The sequence below is a fragment of the Salinibacterium sp. UTAS2018 genome (assembly GCF_004118935.1).
GTDB lineage: Bacteria > Actinomycetota > Actinomycetes > Actinomycetales > Microbacteriaceae > Rhodoglobus.
This window is the reverse complement of record NZ_CP035375.1, coordinates 2,873,700-2,896,125: the sequence shown is the minus strand read 5'-3', so window position 1 is coordinate 2,896,125 and position 22,426 is coordinate 2,873,700. Positions and strand designations below refer to the sequence as shown.

Annotated in this window: 17 protein-coding genes; 8 read left to right on the top strand and 9 right to left on the bottom strand. The window is 63.4% G+C overall.

Annotated elements, in window-relative coordinates:
* Positions 1–28: 28 nt before the first annotated feature.
* Positions 29–919, top strand: coding sequence for a hypothetical protein (locus tag ESZ53_RS13770; protein WP_129073350.1), 891 nt, complete (start codon positions 29–31; stop codon positions 917–919).
* Here ESZ53_RS13770 and ESZ53_RS13765 read toward each other — a convergent pair.
* Both ESZ53_RS13765 and nudC read right to left on the bottom strand, forming a co-directional pair.
* A complete protein-coding gene (locus ESZ53_RS13765) occupies positions 837–2,531 on the bottom strand; it encodes an ATP-dependent helicase (RefSeq protein ID WP_129073349.1) in 1,695 nt (564 codons plus the stop codon). The two genes, ESZ53_RS13770 and ESZ53_RS13765, sit on opposite strands and share 83 nt — an antisense overlap.
* Positions 2,528–3,454: an NAD(+) diphosphatase gene (gene nudC / locus ESZ53_RS13760; protein WP_129073348.1), complete on the bottom strand. Its 927-nt coding sequence runs from the start codon at positions 3,452–3,454 to the stop codon at positions 2,528–2,530. The genes ESZ53_RS13765 and nudC overlap by 4 nt, the downstream gene beginning before the upstream one ends.
* 67 nt (positions 3,455–3,521) lie before the next feature.
* Between nudC and ESZ53_RS13755 the strand changes: the two genes are divergently transcribed.
* Positions 3,522–4,523 (top strand): phosphotransferase, encoded by a 1,002-nt coding sequence (locus ESZ53_RS13755; protein ID WP_129073347.1) that lies wholly within the window; start codon positions 3,522–3,524, stop codon positions 4,521–4,523.
* Between the two features lie 95 nt (positions 4,524–4,618).
* On the opposite strand, the gene ESZ53_RS13750 is transcribed toward ESZ53_RS13755, so the two are convergent.
* Complete coding sequence (locus tag ESZ53_RS13750; RefSeq protein ID WP_231595674.1) at positions 4,619–6,088, bottom strand: MFS transporter; 1,470 nt, start codon at positions 6,086–6,088, stop codon at positions 4,619–4,621.
* Between the two features lie 87 nt (positions 6,089–6,175).
* Here ESZ53_RS13750 and ESZ53_RS13745 point away from each other — a divergent pair, with 87 nt between their 5' ends.
* Positions 6,176–7,030, top strand: a complete 855-nt coding sequence (locus ESZ53_RS13745; RefSeq protein ID WP_129073345.1) for a LysR family transcriptional regulator — start codon at positions 6,176–6,178, stop codon at positions 7,028–7,030.
* A 54-nt stretch (positions 7,031–7,084) separates the two neighbouring features.
* Here ESZ53_RS13745 and ESZ53_RS13740 read toward each other — a convergent pair whose 3' ends face one another.
* A complete protein-coding gene (locus ESZ53_RS13740; protein ID WP_129073344.1) occupies positions 7,085–10,336 on the bottom strand; it encodes an ATP-dependent DNA helicase in 3,252 nt (1,083 codons plus the stop codon).
* Positions 10,333–13,434 (bottom strand): ATP-dependent DNA helicase, encoded by a 3,102-nt coding sequence (locus tag ESZ53_RS13735; protein ID WP_129073343.1) that lies wholly within the window; start codon positions 13,432–13,434, stop codon positions 10,333–10,335. The genes ESZ53_RS13740 and ESZ53_RS13735 overlap by 4 nt, the downstream gene beginning before the upstream one ends.
* A gap of 74 nt (positions 13,435–13,508) precedes the next feature.
* Here ESZ53_RS13735 and ESZ53_RS13730 point away from each other — a divergent pair, with 74 nt between their 5' ends.
* Together ESZ53_RS13730 and ESZ53_RS13725 are read left to right on the top strand one after the other, a co-directional pair.
* Positions 13,509–13,733 carry a DUF3107 domain-containing protein gene (locus ESZ53_RS13730; protein WP_129073342.1) on the top strand — a complete coding sequence of 75 codons (225 nt, stop codon included), beginning with the start codon at positions 13,509–13,511 and terminating at the stop codon, positions 13,731–13,733.
* A 2-nt stretch (positions 13,734–13,735) separates the two neighbouring features.
* Entirely contained in the window at positions 13,736–14,029 is a 294-nt protein-coding gene (locus ESZ53_RS13725; protein ID WP_129073341.1) for a hypothetical protein, read from the top strand.
* A 57-nt stretch (positions 14,030–14,086) separates the two neighbouring features.
* On the opposite strand, the gene ESZ53_RS13720 is transcribed toward ESZ53_RS13725, so the two are convergent.
* On the bottom strand, positions 14,087–14,803 hold the full coding sequence (locus tag ESZ53_RS13720; protein WP_129073340.1) for a ferritin-like fold-containing protein: 717 nt from the start codon (positions 14,801–14,803) through the stop codon (positions 14,087–14,089).
* A gap of 177 nt (positions 14,804–14,980) precedes the next feature.
* Between ESZ53_RS13720 and ESZ53_RS13715 the strand changes: the two genes are divergently transcribed.
* Positions 14,981–16,483 carry a DEAD/DEAH box helicase gene (locus ESZ53_RS13715; RefSeq protein WP_129073339.1) on the top strand — a complete coding sequence of 501 codons (1,503 nt, stop codon included), beginning with the start codon at positions 14,981–14,983 and terminating at the stop codon, positions 16,481–16,483.
* 120 nt (positions 16,484–16,603) lie between these two features.
* On the opposite strand, the gene ESZ53_RS13710 is transcribed toward ESZ53_RS13715, so the two are convergent.
* The 3 genes from ESZ53_RS13710 to ESZ53_RS13700 form a co-directional block, all read right to left on the bottom strand.
* The gene (locus tag ESZ53_RS13710; protein ID WP_129073338.1) at positions 16,604–17,557 is read right to left on the bottom strand and encodes an L-lactate dehydrogenase; all 954 of its coding nucleotides are present in this window, start codon (positions 17,555–17,557) and stop codon (positions 16,604–16,606) included.
* 89 nt (positions 17,558–17,646) lie between these two features.
* Positions 17,647–18,819, bottom strand: coding sequence for a MalY/PatB family protein (locus ESZ53_RS13705; RefSeq protein ID WP_129073337.1), 1,173 nt, complete (start codon positions 18,817–18,819; stop codon positions 17,647–17,649).
* Positions 18,816–19,700: a PHP domain-containing protein gene (locus ESZ53_RS13700; RefSeq protein WP_129073336.1), complete on the bottom strand. Its 885-nt coding sequence runs from the start codon at positions 19,698–19,700 to the stop codon at positions 18,816–18,818. Before ESZ53_RS13700 ends, ESZ53_RS13705 begins: the two co-directional genes overlap by 4 nt.
* A gap of 33 nt (positions 19,701–19,733) precedes the next feature.
* Between ESZ53_RS13700 and ESZ53_RS13695 the strand changes: the two genes are divergently transcribed.
* A complete protein-coding gene (locus ESZ53_RS13695; RefSeq protein WP_129073335.1) occupies positions 19,734–20,747 on the top strand; it encodes an endonuclease/exonuclease/phosphatase family protein in 1,014 nt (337 codons plus the stop codon).
* A gap of 96 nt (positions 20,748–20,843) precedes the next feature.
* A complete protein-coding gene (locus ESZ53_RS13690) occupies positions 20,844–22,322 on the top strand; it encodes an aminopeptidase P family protein (RefSeq protein ID WP_129073334.1) in 1,479 nt (492 codons plus the stop codon).
* Positions 22,323–22,426 lie beyond the last annotated feature (104 nt).

The following is a 22,426-nucleotide window of genomic DNA, read 5'->3' as shown; positions in this document are numbered from 1 at the left end:
CAATCGGACAGGTGTGCACAATAGGCACATGATCCTGCGCGTAGACCCCCGACTACCGCTTGTGTGGCGATCCCCCACCAGCGCCCAATTTGGCATCGACCCGCCCGCTGTTGTGCTGCCGAACGTGACCGAAGCACAGGAGAAAATTCTCTCCGCATTGGTCGCCGGAATAAGTCGCAGCGGCTTAGAGATGCTGGCGAGCACCCACCCCCTCGAGTGCAACGAACTCATCGATTCCCTTTCGGCGATACTCGTTGCAACTCCCCCACAGCCGCCCAGCGCGCAGGTCGCCGTGTTGGGTTCAGGTGCCGTCGTCGAGTCACTCGCCGCGATCCTCTCCTCCAGCGGCGTCACCGTCGAAGTCGCTGCGACACCTCACGATCTGAGCCAGCCCGATCCCGATCTTGCGATCTTGGTTGGCCACTTCGCCATCCCGCCCTCGGTGCACTCGCACTGGCTGCGCCGCGACATCCCGCACCTGCCGGTAGTGATTTCCGACTCTGCTGCCGAGGTGGGGCCTGTGGTGACACCGGGGATAACCGGGTGCCTGCTCTGCATCGACATGCACCGTCGCGATGCCGACCCGTCCTGGCCTGCCATCGCCACTCAGCTCATGGGGCGCACCTCGCTCGCCGAGACTCCGACGCTTGTTGCAGAGGCAGCGGCCGAAGCGGGCCGCATGGCCCTGCACCGCCTCGGTCGCGGTGGGTACACCGTGTTCGATCAGACCCCCGCTGATGCCACGTCGTCGGTTCGGATCGACTACGCGACGGGCCGAAGGGATGAGAGCTTGCGTTTTCGCCACCCGGATTGCGGTTGCCAGCAAGTAGCGAACGTTACGAGCGCTGAGTCCGATCGCGAACATCGTCGAGGAACCGACTGGGGGCACGACGCCCACCCCGGCCTGTTTGTGCACTAGCCGACCACGACATCCCGAGCGATCGACGAGCACGAGTGATCCCGACATACAGAAGGCGTCGTTCTTCGTCGATTGCGTCGGGGGTGCGCGCGTAGCTGATCGGCAATAGCCCCTCGTTGAGCCCGATGAGGTGCACGCACTCCCACTCAAGGCCCTTAGCCGAGTGCAGTGTGGCCAAGTTCACGGCCGAGCGCAGGGGTTCGTTGTTGCTGCTCTGGCGGTCAACCAAGTCAGCGACGAATTCGCGCAGCGTGACTTCGGGGGCAGCGTCTTCAGCCAAGCGCATGATCACGTTGAGCGACTCCCAGCGTTCGCGAACCGCACCGGCCGTCTCGGGCGGATCCTGAGACCAACCAATCGACCGCAGGATGTCACTAACCGATTTGAAGAGAGGTTCGGTGGCGGTGCTGATCGAAGCACCGCGCAGCAGCATGATGGCCTCTTTGACTTCGCGCTGATCAAAGAAGCGGGTGGCTCCCCGCACGAGGAAGGGAACTCCCGCGGCCGAGAGCGCAGCCTCAATGGGCTGCGATTGAGCATTGATGCGGTACAGCACAGCGATTTCTTCGGGGCTCGTGCCCGCCGCGATCTGAGCGGAGATGGTGGCGGCGATTGCGGTCGCTTCGGCGTTGTCGTCGTCATACCCGGTGACCTGCGGCGTGGGCGAATGTTCCGTCGTGGCTGCCTGCAGGGTCAGTGCGCCCTTCTGATTCGTCATCAGACGGTTGGCGGTGTGCACGATTTCGGGCGTGGAGCGGTAGTTGCGCTCGAGACGCAGCACCGCAGCGTTGTCGTGCTGCGATGCGAAGCGCAGCAAGAACTCCGGGCTCGCCCCGGCAAATGAATAGATGGTTTGACTCACATCGCCGACGACGCAGAGATCGTCGCGGTCGCCAACCCACAGCCGCAGAAGTTCATGCTGGAGCGGCGAGACGTCCTGATATTCGTCGACGACGAAGAACCGGTACTGTTCGCGAACCTGTTGCGCAATGCGAGGTTCGGCCTCGATCATTCCGGCGGCAGCCAACAGCACGTCTTCGAAGTCGATCTGGCGCCGGGCATCCTTGATCGCCTCATACGCGGTCTGCAACTCGACCATGCGCTCGATTGTGAGCGCTGCGGGAGGCGTGCGACCGGCGTTGCCGTATTGCTCCACCGACATCCGCGAGGTCTTTCGCCACTCGATTTCGGCCGCAACATCGCGCAGCGTCGCAGTGTCGAGCTTCAGCTTGAGCGAGTCAGAGGCGTGGGCGATCATGCGCGCTTTGCCCTCAAGCAGTCGCGGCATGGTGCCACCGATGGTCTGCGGCCAGAACGCGTTGAGTTGCGAGAGCGCGGAGGCGTGGAACGTGCGAGCCGCGACACCGTCGGCGCCGAGGGCACGCAGTCGACCGCGCAGCTCGCCAGCCGCACGGTTAGTGAAGGTCAGGGCCATGACTCGTCCGGGAGGGTACACACCGGTCGCGACACCGTACGCAATGCGATGCGTAATAGCGCGAGTCTTTCCGGTGCCGGCGCCAGCAAGCAGACAGACCGGCCCGAGGAGTGTTTCGGCGGCCTGACGCTGGCCTTCATCAAGAGCGTCGAGTAGTGCATTGGCATCAAGCGTCACGGTTGTTCGTCAATCGGTTGGCCGTACCAGTGCTCGATGATCGCGCGTGCAATCGACGAGTGTCCTGGCAGACGGATGTCGTTCAAAGAGTTGGCAAGTTCGTCTCGACTGAACCAGCGCAGATCGAGAATTTCTGTGCCGTCTGGTGTGCCGAGGCCCGTGAAACCCGGAGCGACGGACGCGGTGAACCCGAGCATGAGCGACGCGGGAAAGGGCCACGGCTGGCTACCCAAATAGACCGGATCAACGACCGGTACGCCTGACTCTTCGAAGATCTCGCGTTGTACCGCTGATTCCAGAGACTCCCCTGGTTCGACAAAACCGGCGAGGAGCGAGTAGCGATTGGACTCCCACAACGCGTTCGAACCGAGCAAGAGGCGGTCGTCGTTGTCAGTCACGCCGACGATGATCGCGGGGTCAGTGCGGGGATAGATCTCGAGTTTCGAGGCCACATCGCGGCGAACCCAGCCGGCCTTCTCCACGACAGTCGGTTCTCCCGTGCGCGGCGAGAACAAGTGCGAGGAGTGCCAGTTCAAGATAGCCAGCGCCTCGGTGAAGAGCCCGGCATCCCGGTCGCTCAGTTGCGTTGCAATACTGCGCAGGTTGCCCCAGTTCGCCTCGGCAAAGTGACCGGCATCCTCGAGCTCAACGGTCACGATGGGAGTGCCAACGGGCTCGGGGCTTGTGTCAGACGTCGACCGCCCCAAGTAAACACTCGTGTGGCCGCGCTCGATCGCATCCGGGTGGAGCAAGGCCAAAGAACCATCGGCCGCCAGCAGCGCCGACCCATCAAAAATGGGCAGCACGCGCGTCGCCGAGTCACGCCACAAACGATCAAGAAGACGTGGATCTTCTCGAGCTAAGTGGTCACGATCAATCTCATATCGCGACAGTGGCAGCCGCGAAAGAAAAGATTGTGACATGTATCGACCCCGTCCCAAGTGCGTGGCGTACGGCAAATGCACGCCAGAGCGACCTACCCTGAGTGTTATGGCCAGATCACATCTCACTCTAGCCGCGCTGGCGACCTCCGCTGTCGAGGGACTCGAAGTCGCCGCAGCCGCCCCGTTCGGCACCGGTAATGGCAACGACTTCGACTCGGCGCTCATCACCGACCGCGCCGGTAAGCACTGGATTATTCGCGTTCCCCGCAACGCCGCCGCCGAAAATGCGCAGTCCGCTGATCTCGTGGCGTTGCGCGCGCTGAGCGCTGGAGTGCGTACGCGCCTTCCCTTCGATGTAACGAGTTACGCCGGGCAGGTTCCTGTCGGCCAAACCCGCGGCATCGTCTATGAATTCGTTTACGGCAACAAAGTTCCTATGCGCTCGTACACCACGGGCCCCAAGTCGCTCTCGGCGTCTATCGGAGCCGCCATCGCTGCCATTCACGCCCTCCCCACGAGCTTTGTAGCGGATGCCGGCCTCCCCGTGCAGACCGCCAGCGAGGCACTACGCGCCTGCATTTCGATCATCGACCGTGCTGCCGCCACCAAGCTCGTGCCCGCGGCTCTGCTGGAACGGTGGCGCGAAGCGGCCGAAGACTCCAAGCTGTGGCAGTTTCAGCCCACCGTCATCAACGGTTCCCTCGTCTCGGACTCATTTTTGAGCGCAAACAACGCCGTCACCGGCGTGCTGGGATGGCAAGACATCAAGGTCGGCGATCCTGCCACCGACCTGCAGTGGCTGCTCGGGCCCCGCAATGAGGCGATCATCGATACCGCTTTTGGTGCCTACGCGGATGCTCGGGGTGCTGGTGACCGCCAGTTGAAGCAGCGCGCCAACTTCTATGCTGAGCTTTCGGTCGCGAAGTGGCTGCTGCATGGCACCGAAGTACGCAGCACAGAGATCGTTGATGATGCCGGTGAAATGCTGACAACGCTTCTCGATGACATTCGTGACGACATCATGAATCCCATTAGCACCGACACCGCGCCGACAATGGCGGTCGAAGAAGTCGAAGCCATGCTGCGTAAGGACAACCGCGCGGTCTAACACCCTCGCGGCATCCGTGTCGGCTCGCTACTACGGCTGAATTGCGGGACTCTCTGCGGCCGTCGCTCATCGTCACCGGTCATAGCAGCATTTCACTACCGGTCAGAACGCCGTCTCGACGCCGACTGGCGCAGCAGCGATGACCGCAGCGAACGCAGCTTGTTGCGCTTCGGTGCAGGATGCGGATCGATTCCGGCCTGAATGGCGTCAGCATCCACGATCGTGATCGGTTCCGTGATCGTGCGTAATTGGTGATGCGGCACAATCGCGACCCAGCGACCGTTACGCCGCGGTGCAACCTTTACTGTCAACCGGCCCGAGCGAGCGAGCAAAATCGCGATGGCGATCGCGACGGTCGCGGGAACACCCCCGGCGATAACGAAGGCTAGCTTGGCTCCCCAGAGTTCCGCGATGGTTCCCATGAGGGGGCCGCCAATAGCTTGGCCACCCAGGATTACAATCACCCAGAAAGCAACGACGCGACCACGAATGACGAGATTCGACGACAGTTGAACCATCGTCTCCGCGGCCGTCATGAGCAGCAAGCGGCTAAGTCCGACACCGATGAGAACGGCTAAAAAGAGACCGTAGACGGGAACGATTCCGGCCAGCATCATCATGAGGCCGTAGAGAACGGCTCCGAAAATAATCGTGCGCAACCGCAGGCTAGAGCGGCGCGCTGAGGCAAGCGCCCCGAGGAGAGCGCCGATCGCGGCGAGCGAGTTGTAGAGACCGTAGCCGCTGGCACCGGTGTCGTATACCGTGTTGGCCATGGCCGCGAGAAGTGTCGGCATTGGCATTCCAAAGACCGCGATGACAAAGCCCATGACCATCGTCCAAAACAGAGTCGGCTTTGCCTTGATGTAGCGCAGTGCTTCGCGAATCTGTCCCTTCGCGCCCACGGCACGGGGAGCAACGAGGATCTCGTTTTTACGCATCGACGCGAGGGTTATCACGCCGATAACCACGGCAATGGAGTTGATCCCAATTGCCCACCCCGAGCCCGCAGCGACGATAAGAATACCGCTGAGGGCCGGGCCAAGAAATGCGCCCGCGTGAAAAATTGAGGCGTTCAGGCTGATGGCGTTACGCAGATGACGAGGGCCGACAAGTTCGTTGACGAAAACGGCTCGGGCGGGGTTATCGAACACCTGCACGACCCCCATCAGGAACACCAGAATGTACACCAGCCAGAGTTCCGCCGCTCCCATAATGGTGATGATCGCGAGAGAGAGGCTGAGCAGGCCGATGATCGACTGGGCGACCATGAGCGTAATGCGTTTGTTGAACCGGTCGGCGATGACTCCCGCGTAGGCGCCGAGCACGATCGTGGGCGTGAACTGGATGGCAATCGTGAGCCCCACGAGGGCGACGTTGCCGGTGAGCTCAAGAACGAGCCAGTCGACGGCGATGCGTTGCACCCAGGCTGCGGTGTACGCGATGAATTGCGCGATCACGTAGAGGCGGTAATTGTGCAACCGCAGCGAGCTAAAAGTGTCGCGCCACAGTGGGCGCTGCATGACCGCCGAGATGGGAACTGTCGCGGGGGACGTCTCAGATGGCATACTCACGCGTTCAACCGTATTGTCTCCGCGCTCATTCCGCGGCATAATCGAGCCTATAAATTCAATTACGTTTCGTAATGGAGCAAAGTGTTCGACCCCGTACTTCTCAAATCGTTCGTCGCCGTCGCCGAGAACCGCAGCTTTACGGATGCCGCCCGCGCCCTAGAGCTCAGCCAGCCGACGATCAGTCAGCACATTCGCAAGCTCGAAACCGCGGCCGGGCGCATTCTGGTGATGCGTGACACTCGTGCTGTCTCCCTTACCGACAACGGCGAGGCGATGCTTGGTTTCGCCCGCGCCATCCTCGCGGCGGAAGATCAAGCGGTGAAGTACTTCACCGGTTCCGCTATGCGCGGCCGGCTTCGTTTTGGTTCGGCCGACGACCTTGCCCTCACTCAGTTGCCCCGCATCCTGCGCGACTTTCGCCAGCTGTATCCGCATATCAACCTCGAACTGACGGTGAGCCAAAGCGGCAATCTCGTACGCCGTTTGCAGGCTGGCCAGCTCGACTTGATCTTCGTGAAGCAGGATGCCGGAGCCGAAGGCGGGCGACTCGTACGCCGCGACCGGATGGTGTGGTTGGGCCACAAGAGCATGACGCTCGAAGCAGGCTCCCCCGTGCCCCTCATCGCGTATCAGGCGCCCAGTTTGGGCCGCGCCTACGCTATGCGAGCGCTGGAGGCGGATGGGCGCACCTGGCGCATCACCTGCAACGTGAAAGAGGTGAACGGTGCGCTTGCCGCGGTTCGCGCGGGAATCGGCATTGCCGTGTTTCCGCAATCGCTCATCCCCGCCGACCTTGCGCAGGTGCCGGCATCGTTTGAGCTGCCCGAGCTCGGCGACGTGGACTTCGTGCTGCTCGACAACCCGATGGCTGCCCGCGAACCCGTCGAGGCGCTCAGCACGGCGATCCTGAGCCGGCCGGTACAGCGCCGGGTGTAGCGCGTGATCTAGAGCTGGGTTCAGCACCGGGTCGAGTCGGGCGCACCAGCGGGTCTAGCCGCCGAAACTCGGCGCTGTGCCGACGGAACCCGCCCACGCCTGCCGCAGCTCGCTCTCGCTGGAGATGTGCTTCGGGCGAATAACGGTGTCGTCGGCCACAAAGTAGAACGCGGCATCGATCATGTCAGGAGCAATGCCCTTCCACTGCGCGTAGGCGAGGCGGTATAGCGCGAGCTGCAGTTGCTTGGCTTCAAGGTCAGCCTCATCGCGCGGGGCCCGACCGGTCTTCCAATCAACGACTTCGTAGCGGTCGCCATTGGCGTACACCGCGTCGATCTTGCAGATGACAACGCGGTCGCCGAAGGGAACGTGAATCTCGATTTCGACGTCGATCGGCTGCCGCGTGGCCCACGCCGAACGTTCGAACGTGGCTTGCAACTCGGCCAGCTTTTCGGCATCCGCTGCACTGTCGTCGTCGGCTCCGTCGAGTTCGAGCGAGAACGCATCGAGCGTTTCGGTGGAGGCCGAAGAGCCGAACCGTGATTCGACCCACTCGTGAAACTGGGTTCCCAGTCGCGTTGCTCGGTAAGGCTTCTCCGGCATGGGGCGCCGCAGCGAGAGCGCCACGGCTTCGGGATCAGCGATGTAGTCCTTGAAGCGCGATGCCGGGATGCGCTGCGGCAACGGGGTGCGGCGAGCTTCGCTCGCGGCACGGGCGCGTTCGGCGAGCAGGAGGTCGATCTCGTGGGCCCAGAGGCCATCAGCGCCGGGGTCGGCGGTCGTGACCAGCTGTGCAGCCGCCTCGACAGTTGCTCGACGATTGCCGAGCGGGTCGAAGGGCCAGAGCGGATCGACAACATCGTTGAGCGTGGGGTTTTCGTCGTTCACAGGATCGGTTGGCAGCTCACCGATCAATTCGCGCTCCTCAAGCTCTTGCAAGAAGGTGCTCGGGGCTTGCGGTTTACTCCGGCTCGACCAGAACGATCCGGTCAGCAGCAGGTTGTCGCGGGCACGAGTGATCGCGACATAGCCGAGACGCCGTTCTTCCGCTTGGTGGCGGTCGGCCAGGGCTGCTTTGAACTCTTTGAGGGAGCCGTCGAACTGCGACTGGTATTGAGCGTTTTCCCACTCGAGTTCAGGGAGCTCCGCAGCGTCGCCGCGGAAGGCGAACGGCAGTTTGCCGAACGAGACCCACCCCTTGCCCTCTCGCGAAGTCGCGGGGACTTCACCGTCAACGAGGCGTGGCACCGCCACGAGGTCCCACTCCAAACCTTTAGAAGCGTGGATCGTGAGCAGTTGCACCGTGCCGGCTTCGGCGTCATCGCTACGCGGCCCCATCATGTCTTGCTGAGCAGCACGGCGCAGCCAGGACAAAAAGCTGGCGAGGTTGGCTTGATCGTCACTCGCCAGGAAGCCTGCAAGCTCATCGTGGAAGGCGTACAGATTAGCCATGCCCTGAGCCTGAGGCCGGCTCGCGACAACCTCGATGTCGAGCAGCAGTTCTTGTTCGAGCAATCGCACGAGATCTCCAAGCTCGAGGCCGGCCCGCGAGCGGAAGAAGGCCAATTGCTTGGCGGCGTCTTTCAGTCGCGACAGCCCCTCGGCGCTGAATTTTTCGAGCTGCGAGTGCGAGGCTGGGGCTTCGCCCACGAAGTCGAGAGCGTCAACAATGGATGCCGAATCGTCGACTGCAACTGACTCCCGCATCCGCTGTTTCACTTCGTCACTCAGCTCGGTGTGCGATACGGAACGACTCAGCAGCCAGCGTGACAAATCAGCGAGAGCTTGCAGGTCACGCGTACCGATCGACCAGCGCGCGCCCGAGAGCAGGCGGATCAGTTCGGAACCCGCACTGGGGTCATGGATGACGGTCAGCGCACTAACCAGATCGACGATTTCGGGCGTCGACAGCAGGCCGCCGATTCCCAGCACGTGGTAAGGAACGTCATGGGCGGCGAGTGCGGTGGCGAAGCGATCCATGTCGCTGCGACGGCGGAAGAGGATGGCGGCGGTGGGCGGCTCCGGAGCCACCGCGTCGGGATCAGGGTCGTAGTGATTCCACGCTTGCGGGGCGAGAGCGCTCGCAAACCAAGTCGCGACGCCCTGGGCTTCTTCGTCGATGTGCTCGAAGTAGTGCGCATCGACGGCACCAGCAGGTGCATTCGGTCGGGCGCCGAGCGATTCCACCCGAACGGGCGAGCGCGCGCTGAGCGGCTCGACGATCACGTTGGCCGCATCGAGCACCGTGGTCGCATTGCGCCAGCTCGTGGAGAGCGCAAAGTACTGCGCATCCGCGTTCTCGGTGAAGTCGCGGCTGAAGCGCGCGAGGTTGGCGGCGCTCGCTCCACGCCAGCCATAAATCGACTGGTGCGGGTCGCCGACCGCCATCACGGAGTGGTTGCCGAAGAGGCGGGCGAGCAGCCGGGTTTGCACGACGCTGGTGTCTTGATACTCGTCGAGCAGCACGACGCGGTAGCGGTCTTGGTAGTGGTCGACGACATCCTGCGAGCGCTGAGCGACTTCGAGCGCGAGCGCGACTTGGTCGCTGAATTCGAGGAGGCCCTGCGCTCGCTTCTGTTGCGCGTACTGCACAGCCAGGTCGAGCAGTGGTTCGAGGGACCCGATCTCGGCGACGGCATCGGTCACGGAGGCGTACGGAGTTTTCTTGCGCGCGGTGTCGGCATACGGGAGTTCAGAGATCTGGGTGAAGCGCTGCGCGTAGGCGGCCACGTCATCCGCGTTCGCAACGTTGTCGCTGAGCGCATGACTGAGGTCGAGAACAGCCTCGGTGAGCGCATTGATCGACTTCTCGAGGCCGACGAGCCGGTCATCCGTACTCGCGACGACGAGCTTGCGGGCAAGCTGCCACGAGGAGGGGTCGTTGAGCAGTGTCGACTCCGGTTCACGCCCGATGAGCAGTGCGTTCTCGGTGAAGAGCGCACTCGCAAACGAGTTATACGTGGAGATCGTCGGCTGATCGAATTCGATCGAAGCGGTCTCGGGTGTTGCTTCGAAGTGTTCCGGATGCCGGTTCTGAACGTCGCGCAGAATCGCGATGCGCTCGCTCACGCGCTTGCTCAGCGATCCCGCTGCCTTGCGCGTAAAAGTGAGACCAAGGATCTGGTCGGGGGTTACGAAATTGTTGGCCACGAGCCACACCACCCGGCTGGCCATCGTGTCGGTCTTACCGCTGCCAGCCCCCGCCACCACGAGCGCCGGCGACAGGGGCGCCTCAATCACGACTTGCTGCTGCGGCGTGGGGGCATGGATTCCCAGGAGCCCGGCGAGGTCTACGGAGGAGATCATCGGGCGCTCACCGCCGGCACGACGTGGATGCGGCAATTGCCGAAGCTCCACGGGTCGGTGCAGTGGCTGCTCACCCGGGCCACGAAGACGCTGCCGGCCATTCCACGTGCATCCTCGATCACGCGCTGTCGGAACAGTTCGAGCTCCTTGTCACTCATCGGTTGTTGTTTGGGGTCGACGTAATCGCGGGTCTTGGCCGAGGGCGAGAGCACCACGAGCTTGGCGCCACCGTTCACGAGCCCTTCGGGCACTCCCTCGATCGCTCCCGATGCGAAGGCGAGCTGGTAGGCCGCGAGCTGCGGATGATCGGCCACGGCCTTATCGGTCGCTGGCTCGTTCTTGCCTGTCTTGAGGTCAACAATCACGGCGGTGGTGCCGCCGTACACCTCGACGCGGTCAATCTTTCCGCTGAGTAGGGCCTGCTCGAGTGGCAGCGTGAAACCCATTTCGTTGCTCACGAGCTCTCCCCCGTTGGCGGTGAAATCGCGCAGGTAGGTGGCGAGGTGCTGCGTGAGTTTCTTAGCGCGCCGCTTTTCGGCCTCCGACTGCCAGCTGGCTTCAAACGTCATCTCGCTCCACCGTTCTTCAACGGCTGCGAAGAGCGCGTCGGCGCTGAGATCGGTTGCTGTTTCAGCAACATCGTGGATGAGCGTGCCGAGGTTCGAGGCCGTGTTTGACGTTGATCCGCCCAGCTGGTCGATGGCCCAGTGCAACGGGCAGGTCTCGAAGGACTCCATGCGCGAGGGCGAGACGCGAACTTCGGCATCCGGTTCGGTGAGGTCGACCAGAGGTTCGGTCGTGCTCGGGGCTCGCAAGCCGTACCACGAGCGCGGATCGGCTCCGGGGACGCCTTCGGCGGCGAGCCGCGCGAGGGACGACGCCGCAGCATCCGGATTCGTACCGGTCGTCAATTCGCGGCGCAGCACTCCCACCAGGCCGCGCAGACTCAGCGGCGGTCGTGAGCGCACGGGCTCGTCGGGTTCGGGGATCAGAGTCACGAAGGGCGACGGCATATTGTCGTCACCGGCCACCGCCGTCACGATCACTTCACTCGTCGCGCGCGACACCGCTTGCGCAAACATGCGCAGTTCGTCGTGCAGCACTTCGCGGCGACGGTCGGCCACGGCAAGCTGTTCCCCCGCGAGTACCCGCGGCAGGTCAGGCGCGCCGAGCAGGGAGCCACGCACGCGAAGGTTGGGCCACACGTTCTCTTGCAATCCGGCGACAACTACGACATCGAACTCTTGGCCGATGACGGATGCCGGCGTTCCGACGGTGACCGAATCCATAATGGAGCGAGCCGCGAGCGTGTCTTCGGCGACATCGGCCGAGAGCCATTCGTTGAGAAAGACGTTCGCGGGAGCATCCGGGCGACGCTCCACGAAACGCTTAGCCGAGGAGAAGAGAGCAACGACGGCGTCGAGGTGGCGGTTGGCTTCTTCGGCCACGACGCCCGCACCGAGGGCTTGGTCGAACCACCGGTCTGCCAGCCCGCTGCGCTGCCACGCACCCCAGAGAAGCTCTTCGATAGTGTCACCCGCGGCACCGGCGTCAGCCGTCTCGCGCAGGTTTTTGGCCACCGCAGCAGCGTGCCGAGCAACGCGATTGTCGATCGTGACAAACCCCGCGGGGGCCGCCATCGCCTGAGCAATCAGTTCGTCGGCCGAGTCGTAAATCTCGGCGCCCAATGCCTCGTGACGTAGGGCCGCTTTAAGGCGGCGCAGCGAGACGGCATCGAAACCGCCGACTGAACTGCACAGCAATTCGACGGCCGCCGCGGCATCCAGCGGGCGACGTGCCAGCGCCAACTCGAGCAGCACGATGAGTCCGTTCACGCTGAACTCGTCGCGGACCGCGCTGCGCGCACTCGACACACTCGTGCCAACTTCGAGCGTGCGCAACTGACGTGCGAGCGAGGGAATCAAGGATCCCGTGCGCACGATGACCGCCATGCGCGACCACGGCACCGACTCCAACACGTGCTTTTCGCGCAAGTGCCGAGCGATGAAGGCGACCTCTTCAGCGGGGGTCGAGAGCTGAAAGCTATAGATGCTCGACGGCCCGGTAGCGACCGCCGGCGACTTGCGCTGCTCGATGAGCCCGGCCACACCGATGCGCTGAGTCAGCGCCGTAACGGTGTGGCGCAACTCGGCAGAGTGGCGATGAACCGACGACAAGAATAGTGATTCGCAATTTTCCAGCCCGAGCCGCACGGTCCACTGCGAGAGCACGGCAGGCTGAGCGCCTCTAAACGAGCCCGTGGTGAGGTCGGGGTCACCGAAACCGATGATCGTGATGCCGCGAGAAGCAAGCGCCCGTACGAGCGAAATCGTGGCTTCGGTGAGCTCGTGAGCGTCATCCACCACTACCAGCCGCAGCCGATCGATTGCGGCGTAGTGACCGCCCTCGATCAGTGCGGCGGCCTCGGCCAGCAGCTCACTCGCGTCGAAATGCCGGTCACGGTAGCTGGCTTTCACGGCGTCGTAAACCGAAATGAAGGCGGATGCCGCCACCCATTCCGGCCGATCGGTGCGTTCGCCCAGCGCCGCGAGGTCTTCGGGAGCCACCCCGAACTCGACACAGCGCATCATCAGATCTCGCAACTCGGTGCGGAAGCCCCGCAGGCGGCGAACCTCGGGATCGAGGTGCGCCGGCCAGGGCGCCCCCGTGCCGTCGGCAATTTCACCGGCGAGAAGGTCAGAAATAATCTGGTCTTGTTCGGCGCCGGTCAAAAGTGTGGGCGCGCCGTCTCCGGCGACGGCCGCCGCTTCGCGAATGACTTCGAACGCCAAGGAATTAGCCGTGCGCGCCATCGGCCCGAGCGTGGGCACATCGAGGCGAGCGGCCAGACGATCCCGCAGTGCCGTTGCACTTTGCCGAGTGGCCGAGAGCACCACGATCTGCTCCGGCGACCATTGGCGAGCATGCACGCGTTCGGCAACGAGTTCTACGAGAGTCGCAGTTTTGCCGGAACCTGCCGCGCCGACGACCACCGCACTCCTACCGTCAGCGAGGTCGACGACAGCGCGCTGAGAATCGTCGAGATTCGGCGGAGCGGAAGCCGCGACATCCGCTGGCTCAGGGGGCAAGGTGACCATGAATCAACGGTATCGGGATGCGCTGACAGTGAACGGGACATTCATCGCCCCGCGTTGTGTCGTAATCTGTCTTCGTGGACATAAGCATCGGTATCAACAACAGCCCCCGTGAGATCAACTTCGAGTCGGCACAGTCGTCGAGCGAGGTTGAAACCATCATTGCCGAGGCATTGAACTCGGATGCCAAGTACGTGAGCCTGCGCGACGCCAAGGGAAAGCTCTACATCGTTCCCACCGCATCGGTCTCCTACGTTGAACTCGGAGAAGAAGAGTCGCGCCGCATCGGATTCGTGGCCTAACAGTGGAACTGCTGTTCGTCACCGTCATCGGGGCATCACTCGCGACCATCATTCGTTACCTGCTGCCCTCGCGCGGCATGTACGGCGCGGCACTGCTGCCCGCCATTGGCGCCGCGGTCACAGCGACCGTCTGGGTCGCTCTCGTCTGGGTCGGACTGACTTTCGACGGCGGCTGGATCTGGGTTGCGAGTCTTCTCGCCGGCATCGCTGCAGCGCTGGTCACGGCTGTCATGCTTCCGCGTCACCGCGAAGTCGCCGATGTGCGTGCTTTCGAAACACTGTCGCACGGCAACTAGACAGCAAGGCAGCTAGATAGCTGGACACCTAGAGCCTCAGCAGCGAGACGATCGCTGCTAAGCGGTCAGGCCGAGCGCATCCATTCGGCGGGTGTGCGACGCGACGAGCTCCGTGAACACGGGTTCAACCTGGGCTTCGGTGTTGCGCGTGTGGTCGGGAAAGACCAGCGCGGAACGAGCCAGCAGCATCATGTCGCCCATGAGGCGGCGGCCCCACATCGCCAGGCGCGAATCCAGACGAGGATTCTCGTCAATTGCCGCCTGCAAGAATTCCGCCAGCACCTTCTCGCCCGATTCTGCGCGAAAAATTGCGACGAGCCGAGTGTGGGATTCCGTGGGGAGCCCCGCAGCGAGGCGGGCGTAGAAGTCGTCGAAGAATCCGGCACTCAAATAGGCCGAGATCAATGACTCGTACCAGTCGGCACCTCGAGCGATGCGGTCGAACTGGTCGACCTCGTTGGTGAAGGTGTCCATCACTTCGGCGGGCGAACCGCCAGCTTTGGTGATCTCGTCGACCAGCTTGCGGTGCTTCGCCATCGACAACTCGGCCGCTTTGCCGATTGCTGTCTTGGCTGCCGTCGTTGGCGCCGTCGAAATCACTCGCGAGAGGTTTTCGAAGATCATGAGTTGCACATACGCTGCACGCCCGAGGAACGCGAGGATGTCGGGAGCGAACTCCGCTAGGGCTACTTTTTCGGTCGCGGAAGCATCAGCTCGTGATCGAAGGCGAGGCACTTCGATGCGACCTGGTTTGCGCGAAAACCACTTAACCACGCAGCCAGCTTAGAGCGTCTCGGTGCCCTACGTCTCTGCTGCAACGCGCCTCGCCGCCTCAATTCACGGCCTCACCCCAGCGCAACCCGCTAAACTGCGGGCATCCCCCCGACTCAGGAGGGGGTCTCCAGCGCCCCAGGTCAAAAAGGGCGCCTCGCACCTAGACGGGCTTCATACGTGACTTTCTCAGAACTCAATATCGATCAGGACATGGTCGATGCACTTGCAACCAAGGGCATCCTCGAACCGTTCCCGATCCAAACGCAAACAATTCCCATGGGCCTCGCCGGCCAAGACATCATCGGCCAGGCCAAGACGGGTACCGGCAAGACGCTCGGTTTCGGTCTCCCTGTACTGCAGTCGCTCGGCACCGATCCGGAGCCCGGAGTAAAGGCACTCATCGTGGTGCCGACTCGCGAGCTGTGTGTTCAGGTAGCGGAAGACCTCGTGCTCGCAGCATCCAATCGTTCCACCAAGGTTGCGGCCATCTACGGCGGCAAGGCTTACGAAGGTCAGGTCGAGCAGATCAAGGCCGGCGCTCAAGTCATCGTCGGTACGCCTGGTCGTTTGCTCGACCTCGCCAGCCAGCGCATGCTCTCGCTCAAGGACATCAAGGTGATGGTTCTGGATGAGGCTGACAAGATGCTCGACCTCGGCTTCCTTTCCGACATCGAGAAGTTGTTCGCGCAGACTCCTCCTACCCGCCACACCATGCTGTTCTCGGCAACGATGCCCGGCCCGATCGTGGCTCTCGCTCGTCGCTTCATGAACAAGCCCATTCACATCCGCGCTACCGACCCCGACGAGGGCTTGACGCAGAAGAACATCAAGCACGTCGTTTACCGCGCGCACAACCTCGACAAAGATGAGGTCATTGCTCGCATCCTGCAGTCTGAGGGCCGCGGCAAGACGGTTGTCTTCACGCGCACCAAGCGTGCGGCGGCCAAGCTCGTTGAAGAACTGAACGACCGTGGCTTCAACGCTGCTGCCGTGCACGGTGACCTCAACCAAGAGCAGCGCGAGCGCGCCATGGCCGCGTTCAAGGCGGGCAAGAAAGACATTCTTATCGCGACGGATGTTGCGGCACGAGGCATTGACGTCAACGACGTCACACACGTGATCAACCACACCATCCCGGATGACCACGACACCTACCTGCACCGTGCTGGCCGTACCGGCCGCGCCGGCAAGACCGGTGTTGCCGTCACGTTCGTGGACTGGGCAGACATGCTCAAGTGGACGCACATCAACAAGGCGCTCGAAATGGGCATCCCCGAGCCGGTTGAGACCTACTCGTCGAGCCCGCACCTCTTTACCGACCTCAACATTCCTGAGGGCACCAAGGGCCGCCTTCCCGGATCGCACGCTCCGGCTGTGCGCACCGGTGGCTCCGGGTCAGGATCGGGATCGGGATCAGGCGGTGGTCGCGGATCGCAGCGTTCAACCGACTCGTCACGCCCGCCTCGCAACCGCACCCGTTCCGCCGGATCGGATTCCGCATCCGGTTCCGGCTCACGCTCGAGCGACGGAGGATCGGTCGCTAACGCCCGCGCCAATGACGACAGCACCCGCCCCGAAGGCGGCGGAACGCACGACGGTGGAGCACCCGCTCGCCGCAAGCGCACTCGTCGTCGTCGCGGCGGCAATGAGGGTGCACCGAGCACGCCTCCCACTGCCTAACCAGCACACTTCACGCGAAAGCCCCGCACGCCGTGCGGGGCTTTCGTCCTTAACGCGGGTAGCACTGCCGGAGAAGCGCTGGTGTGACCCGGCACGGCAGACGAAGCGTCCGCCGCTGAGTTAGGGACGCAACGATTCTGCCGCCGTGCGAAGGGCGGTCGCTGACCGGGTCAGCAGCTCGAGCTCTTTCTCGCTGAAGGTGGTCTCCTTGATGGGACTCGCGCCGGAAGCGCTGACGATGCACGGCACTGAGAGGGCGACGCCGCTGATGCCGTGGAAGTCCGTAAGAACAGGCGCCACGGGCATGATCGAGTGCTTATCCCCGAGGATCGCTTCGACGATGTGGGCGGTCGAGAGGCCGATCGCATAGTTCGTCGCACCCTTGCCTTCGATCACCTTGTAGGCGGCGTCGCGCACGCTGATGGCGATCTCGTCGAGCTCGGTCTCTGTCATACGCGGATGCCCATCGCGGTGCCATTCGAGCAGCGGCACGCCGCCGATGGTCGCGCGCGACCACAGCGGAAACTCGGAGTCGCCGTGCTCACCGATGATCGAGGCGTGAACGCTCGAGGGCGAAACCCCGGCGCGCTCCGCGAGCTTCCAGCGCAGTCGCGAAGTGTCGAGAACGGTGCCTGAGGCGAAGAGGCGCTCGGGCGGCAGCCCCGACTGCTCCTGCGCGAGCGCCGTGAGCACATCACACGGGTTGGTGACGATGACGTAGATGGCGTTCGGAGCGACTTCCATCAACTGCGGAATCATCGAGCCGAGCATCCGAGCATTCACATCGGCAAGTTCAAGCCGCGTTTGGCCCGGGTTCTGCTTGGCACCCGCCGTGATCACCACGACGTGCGACCCCTCCGCAACCGAGATGTCGCTGCCGCCGATGATCTGGCTCGAGCCCGTGAACTGCGTGCCGTGGGCGAGGTCGAGCACCTCAGCATCCACCTTCTTGGTCGCGATGTCGTACAGGGCGATCTGGCGGGCAGAGCCACGGATCAGGGCGGCGTAGGCGGCACTGGCACCGACACTGCCGGCGCCTACGATGGTCAGTTTGGAGTTCTCGACAACGCTCATGCGCTTAGTGTGCCACGACTGTCCAACGGTGGGCGCGGTCGCGCTCAGAATTCAAAAGAACGTAACGCGAGACAGCTGCTGAGCGGTGGTTAGGCCTTCAGCGCCGCAGCGAGCTGTGCGATGATCCGCGCAAGAATGGGCCGCGAGGTAGCCAGGTTTACCCGGATGTGACCAGCGCCGACAGCGCCGTACCCGACACCGCCATTGACCCGGATGCCTGCCTTCTCCGCCAACATCTCAGAGAGTTCCGGCTCATCCGAGTACGCGCGCAAGTCGAGCCACGCCAAGTAGGTGCCCTGCATGGGAGCCATCCGGGCCTCCGGCAGCAACTCGGCGAGCGCTGTGCGCGCGTATTCGATGTTGCCCTCGATGTACTCGCGCACTTCGAGTAGCCACGGCTCACCGCGAAGGTAGGCGGCCGTGTTGAGCTTCATGCCGGGTGTGCTGGCGCCGTGCGTGGCAAGCCAGCTCAGCGACTCCCACTGTGCGCGGTCGGCGTCGTTACTGAGGATGATCTGCGCACACTTCATCCCGGGCAGGTTGAAAGCCTTTGACGTGCTGGTGGCCGTGATCGCGGCACGCGCACCGGCATCCGACACACTCGCGAGAGGCACGTGCTTGTTACCGAAGAGGGCGAGGGGCGAGTGAATCTCGTCGCTAAAAATGCGCGCACCGTGCGCGTCAGCAACCTCGGCGAGCGCTACGAGCTCGTCACGGGAATACACCTTGCCCGTGGGGTTTCCGGGGTTAGCGAGAATCAGCAGGTTGGCGCCGGCGGCAAAGTGACGGGCGATGTCGTCGAGGTCGAGGGCGAAGCTGCCGTCGTCGCCGCGCAGCATGGGCGACTCAATGACCTCGCGCCCGAAGTCCTTCGGCACAGCTAAGAACGGCATGTAGGCCGGAGTCGGCACGACGACCGCAGCGCCGGGCTTGCTGAACTTGGTGATCGCCAGCTCGAGACCCTTGAGTACGTCGGGCAGGGGGTGAACGTCGGCGGCATCCAGCTGCCAGCCATACTGCTCACGGTGCCACTGTGCCGTCGCCGCGTTCATTTCGAGCCCGACCGACTCGTCGGGGTAGCCGAAGCCGAAACGCTCGGCGACGGCCGCCCACTCTTCGAGCACGGCCGGAGCGGTGCCGTAATCCATCTCGGCAACACCCGCGCACAGCAGGTCACCTTCGGGTGCGGTCCACTTGTTACTTCCCCGGCTGCGGAGCAGTTCAGGGGTCAAAGCGTTCCACTGTTCGGCGTTGGTGGTCATGAGTTCTCCTCCGGGGCGGGGTTAGCGCCTGCAATAAACGGTTGTGATCCTGTGGCACGCGCAATGATCTTCTCGAGCACTTCGGGTGCCGTGGTGTTTTCGGCAAGCCGGTTGGGCTTGCCCTCGCCGTGATAGTCGCTCGAGCCGGTGATTTCGAGCCCGAACTTCTTGACGACCGTCAACAGCCACGCTTTGCCCTCTTCGGTGTTGTCGCGGTGGTAAACCTCGAGCCCGAACAGACCGTGGTCAACGAGTTCACGGATCACCGCGTCATCCATCGACCGATATTTTCCGTGGGCGGCTGGATGCGCGAGCACGGGCACTCCCCCGGCAGCGACGATCATCTTCACACCTTCGAGCGGGCTCGGCGCGTAGTACTTCTCGTAGTAGCCGCCCTGCCAGTGCAGGATGCTCTCAAACGCGGCACTGCGATTAGCGACGTGTCCCTTGCGCACGAGCGCGTCAGCGATGTGCGGCCGACCCAGCGTCGTGCCATCCGACGATTCGGCGAGCACGTCATCCCAGGTCAGGTCGTAGTCGAGGGCGATCTTCTCGACGATGCGCTCAGCCCGCCGCAGACGACCGTCGCGGATGCGCGCCGTCTCGGTCACGATCGTGCGATCGAGCGGGTCAAAGAGGTACGCGAGCACGTGAACGCTCGCTGGGCCGAAATTGGTGCTCAACTCCATGCCCGGAATGACATTGATTCCCGAGGCGGATGCCGCAGAAATCGCCTCCTGCCAGCCAGCGGTGGAGTCGTGGTCGGTGAGCGCTACCGTTCCGAGCCCCGCTCGGGCGGCAGAGCGCACGAGTTGGGTGGGGGTTTCGGTACCATCTGACACGGCACTGTGAGTGTGCAGGTCGATCGGGGTGTTGAGCATTATGCAAGCCTATTGCTCTAGGCTCAGGTCGCTATGATTCAACGCTTTCTCGCGGCGATCTTTATACTCGCCACCGCAGCCGCCCTTATTGTCGCGGCGTGGCCACAGCTGTTCGATCTCGAACAGACGGTCGGCGTCGCCCAGGTGGTGTCGCTGCGCGGGCTGAGCGCTGCCGGGGCCTTCGTAGCGGTACTCGCGCTCACCCTCATCGCGCTCTTGTCGCCTCGAATGCGCCGCTTCGCGGCATCGCTCGCGGTGATCGGCCTGGCATTCAGCGCGCTCTCTCTCGTGGTGTTGTCGACCCGAGGTTTTGGAAGCCCGGGCTTCGAGACGAAAGCCGATGGCGATATCACCGTGTTGTCGTGGAACACCCTCGGCGATGCGCCGGGCGCCGAGGCTATTGCTGATCTTGCGCTAGAAAACGATGCAGACATCATCACGTTGCCTGAGACAACGCGCGAATTGGGCTTCGAGGTCGCACAGCGCATGGCCGATGAAGGTCAACGCATGTGGGTGCACACTCTGGCGTACGACCAGATCTCCAAGTCGCGCTCCACCACGGTGCTCATCAGCGTCGACCTCGGCGAGTACGACGTTGATGTGCAGACGCGCACCACGTCGACGCTGCCGAGTGTCGTGGCGATTCCCCAAGACCCGTCGATGCCCACGATCGTTGCCGTGCACGCCGTCGCGCCCGTGCAGGGCGAGATGGCAAACTGGCGCACCGACCTCGACTGGCTTGCCGAGCAATGCCGCGGCAGCAACACCATTCTCGCTGGAGACTTCAACTCGACCCTCGATCACTACGCGTCCCTCGCCGATGGTGCTGAATACGCTCTCGGTAGTTGCGCGGATGCCGCCTCGGTCACCGACAACGCCGCACTCGGCACGTGGCCGACTCAGCTGCCAGCGATTCTGGGCGCCCCGATTGATCACGTCATGAGCACGAGCGAGTGGACGGCGACGGGGATGCGCGTCATTGAATCTCACGATGGCTTCGGCAGCGACCACCGCCCGGTGCTCGCGACGCTCTCCCCCGTTCAGTAAGCGCCCAGCCTCGGGCGCCTCATCCGCAAAGTTTTGCGAACAGTGAGGGACCCTCTCAATAGTGCGTTTAACCGCACAAAGGGAGACACTAGAGGTATGGCAGATTCTTCGGCACCCACCCCGCGCGCAACCTCCAACCGCTCTACGACGCCCCAATCTTCGGGCTTCTCGGACTACATCTCTACGGGATGGGCTGAGCGGGTTGATCCTGAAGTCGTTCCCCGTGAGCAGGCGGCCTTCGCTGCTGCCCGCCGCGCGCGCTTGTCGCAGCTTCACGTTGGCCAGCGCCTCATCATTCCGGCCGGGTCAGCCAAGGTGCGCTCGAACGACACCGACTACCCCTTCCGCGCCCACTCGACCTTCGCGCACGTGACCGGTTGGGGCTCGGATGTTGTTGCCGGCAGTGTTCTCGTGATGGAACCGACGACCACCGGCCACGACGCCACTCTCTACTTCCGCCCGGCCGCCGGCCGCGACACGAGCGAGTTCTATGCGAACCCGGATGTCGGAGAATTCTGGACTGGTCCGCGCCCGTCGCTCGCCAACGTGGCGATCGACCTCGGTGTCGCCACTCTGCCCCTGGCGGAATTCGAGGCTGTGCTCGACCGCGTCGACGCCTCGACGCTGATCGTGCGCGACGCTGACCGCGATGTCACCGACCAGGTCGATGGCCGCCGTTTGCTCGCCGCCGACTCTGAAGCCCTCGAGCACGATGGTGACGACGAGCTCAGCCGCGACCTGAGCGAACTGCGCCTCGTCAAAGACACCTATGAGGTCGTTGAGATGCGGGCCGCCGTTGACGCCACCCAGATGGGCTTCAACGATGTTGTTGCCGACCTGCCCAACATCATCGAGCACACCCGCGGTGAGCGCCTTGTGGAGGGCACGTTCAACCGTCGCGCTCGCGCCGAAGGAAACACCGTCGGCTACGACACGATCGCTGCCTCCGGACCGCACGCGTGCGTGTTGCACTGGACTCGCAACGACGGCCCCGTGAAGCCCGGCGACCTCATCCTCATCGATGCTGGTATCGAGCTCGACAGCTACTACACCGCCGACATCACGCGCACGCTGCCGATCAGCGGCACGTTCACCGAGGTGCAGCGTCGCGTCTATGACGCCGTGCTCGAAGCGGCGGATGCTGCCTTTGCGATCGTGCGCCCCGGAATCAAGTTCCGCGACATCCACGCCGAAGCAATGCGTGTCATTGCTGAGAAGACTGCCGAGTGGGGCCTGCTGCCCGTCTCCGCCGCCGAATCGTTGGAAGCGGACAAGCAGTTCCACCGCCGTTACATGGTGCACGGCACGAGCCACCACCTCGGTATCGACGTTCACGACTGCGCCGCCGCCCGCCGCGACATGTACCTCGACGGAATTCTTGAGCCCGGCATGGTCTTCACGATCGAGCCCGGCCTGTACTTTCAGCCCGACGACATCACCGTGCCCGAGGAATACCGCGGCATCGGCGTGCGCATCGAAGACGACATTCTCGTCACCGAAGATGGCGCTGAGAACCTGTCGGTCAACATCCCGCGCACGGCGGATGCCGTAGAAGCCTGGATCGCCCGCTCGTAGTCGCGTAGGCGCGCGTCAGCGAAAGCTCGGCGCGCGCCGTGTCAGCGGCGCCGAAGGCCGGCGCTGTGGCTGAGGCCCGAGCGGTACCAAGCACCGCGCGGCCC

Bases quoted from the DNA above. Each gene is read 5' to 3' on its own strand.
- ESZ53_RS13700 (WP_129073336.1), bottom strand. From the start codon at position 19,700: ATGCTCAACACCCCGATCGACCTGCACACTCACAGTGCCGTGTCAGAT.
- ESZ53_RS13770 (WP_129073350.1), top strand. From the start codon at position 29: ATGATCCTGCGCGTAGACCCCCGACTACCGCTTGTGTGGCGATCCCCC.
- ESZ53_RS13710 (WP_129073338.1), bottom strand. From the start codon at position 17,557: ATGAGCGTTGTCGAGAACTCCAAACTGACCATCGTAGGCGCCGGCAGT.
- ESZ53_RS13695 (WP_129073335.1), top strand. From the start codon at position 19,734: ATGATTCAACGCTTTCTCGCGGCGATCTTTATACTCGCCACCGCAGCC.
- ESZ53_RS13750 (WP_231595674.1), bottom strand. From the start codon at position 6,088: ATGCCATCTGAGACGTCCCCCGCGACAGTTCCCATCTCGGCGGTCATG.
- ESZ53_RS13735 (WP_129073343.1), bottom strand. From the start codon at position 13,434: ATGGTCACCTTGCCCCCTGAGCCAGCGGATGTCGCGGCTTCCGCTCCG.
- ESZ53_RS13755 (WP_129073347.1), top strand. From the start codon at position 3,522: ATGGCCAGATCACATCTCACTCTAGCCGCGCTGGCGACCTCCGCTGTC.
- ESZ53_RS13740 (WP_129073344.1), bottom strand. From the start codon at position 10,336: ATGATCTCCTCCGTAGACCTCGCCGGGCTCCTGGGAATCCATGCCCCC.
- nudC (WP_129073348.1), bottom strand. From the start codon at position 3,454: ATGTCACAATCTTTTCTTTCGCGGCTGCCACTGTCGCGATATGAGATT.
- ESZ53_RS13705 (WP_129073337.1), bottom strand. From the start codon at position 18,819: ATGACCACCAACGCCGAACAGTGGAACGCTTTGACCCCTGAACTGCTC.
- ESZ53_RS13690 (WP_129073334.1), top strand. From the start codon at position 20,844: ATGGCAGATTCTTCGGCACCCACCCCGCGCGCAACCTCCAACCGCTCT.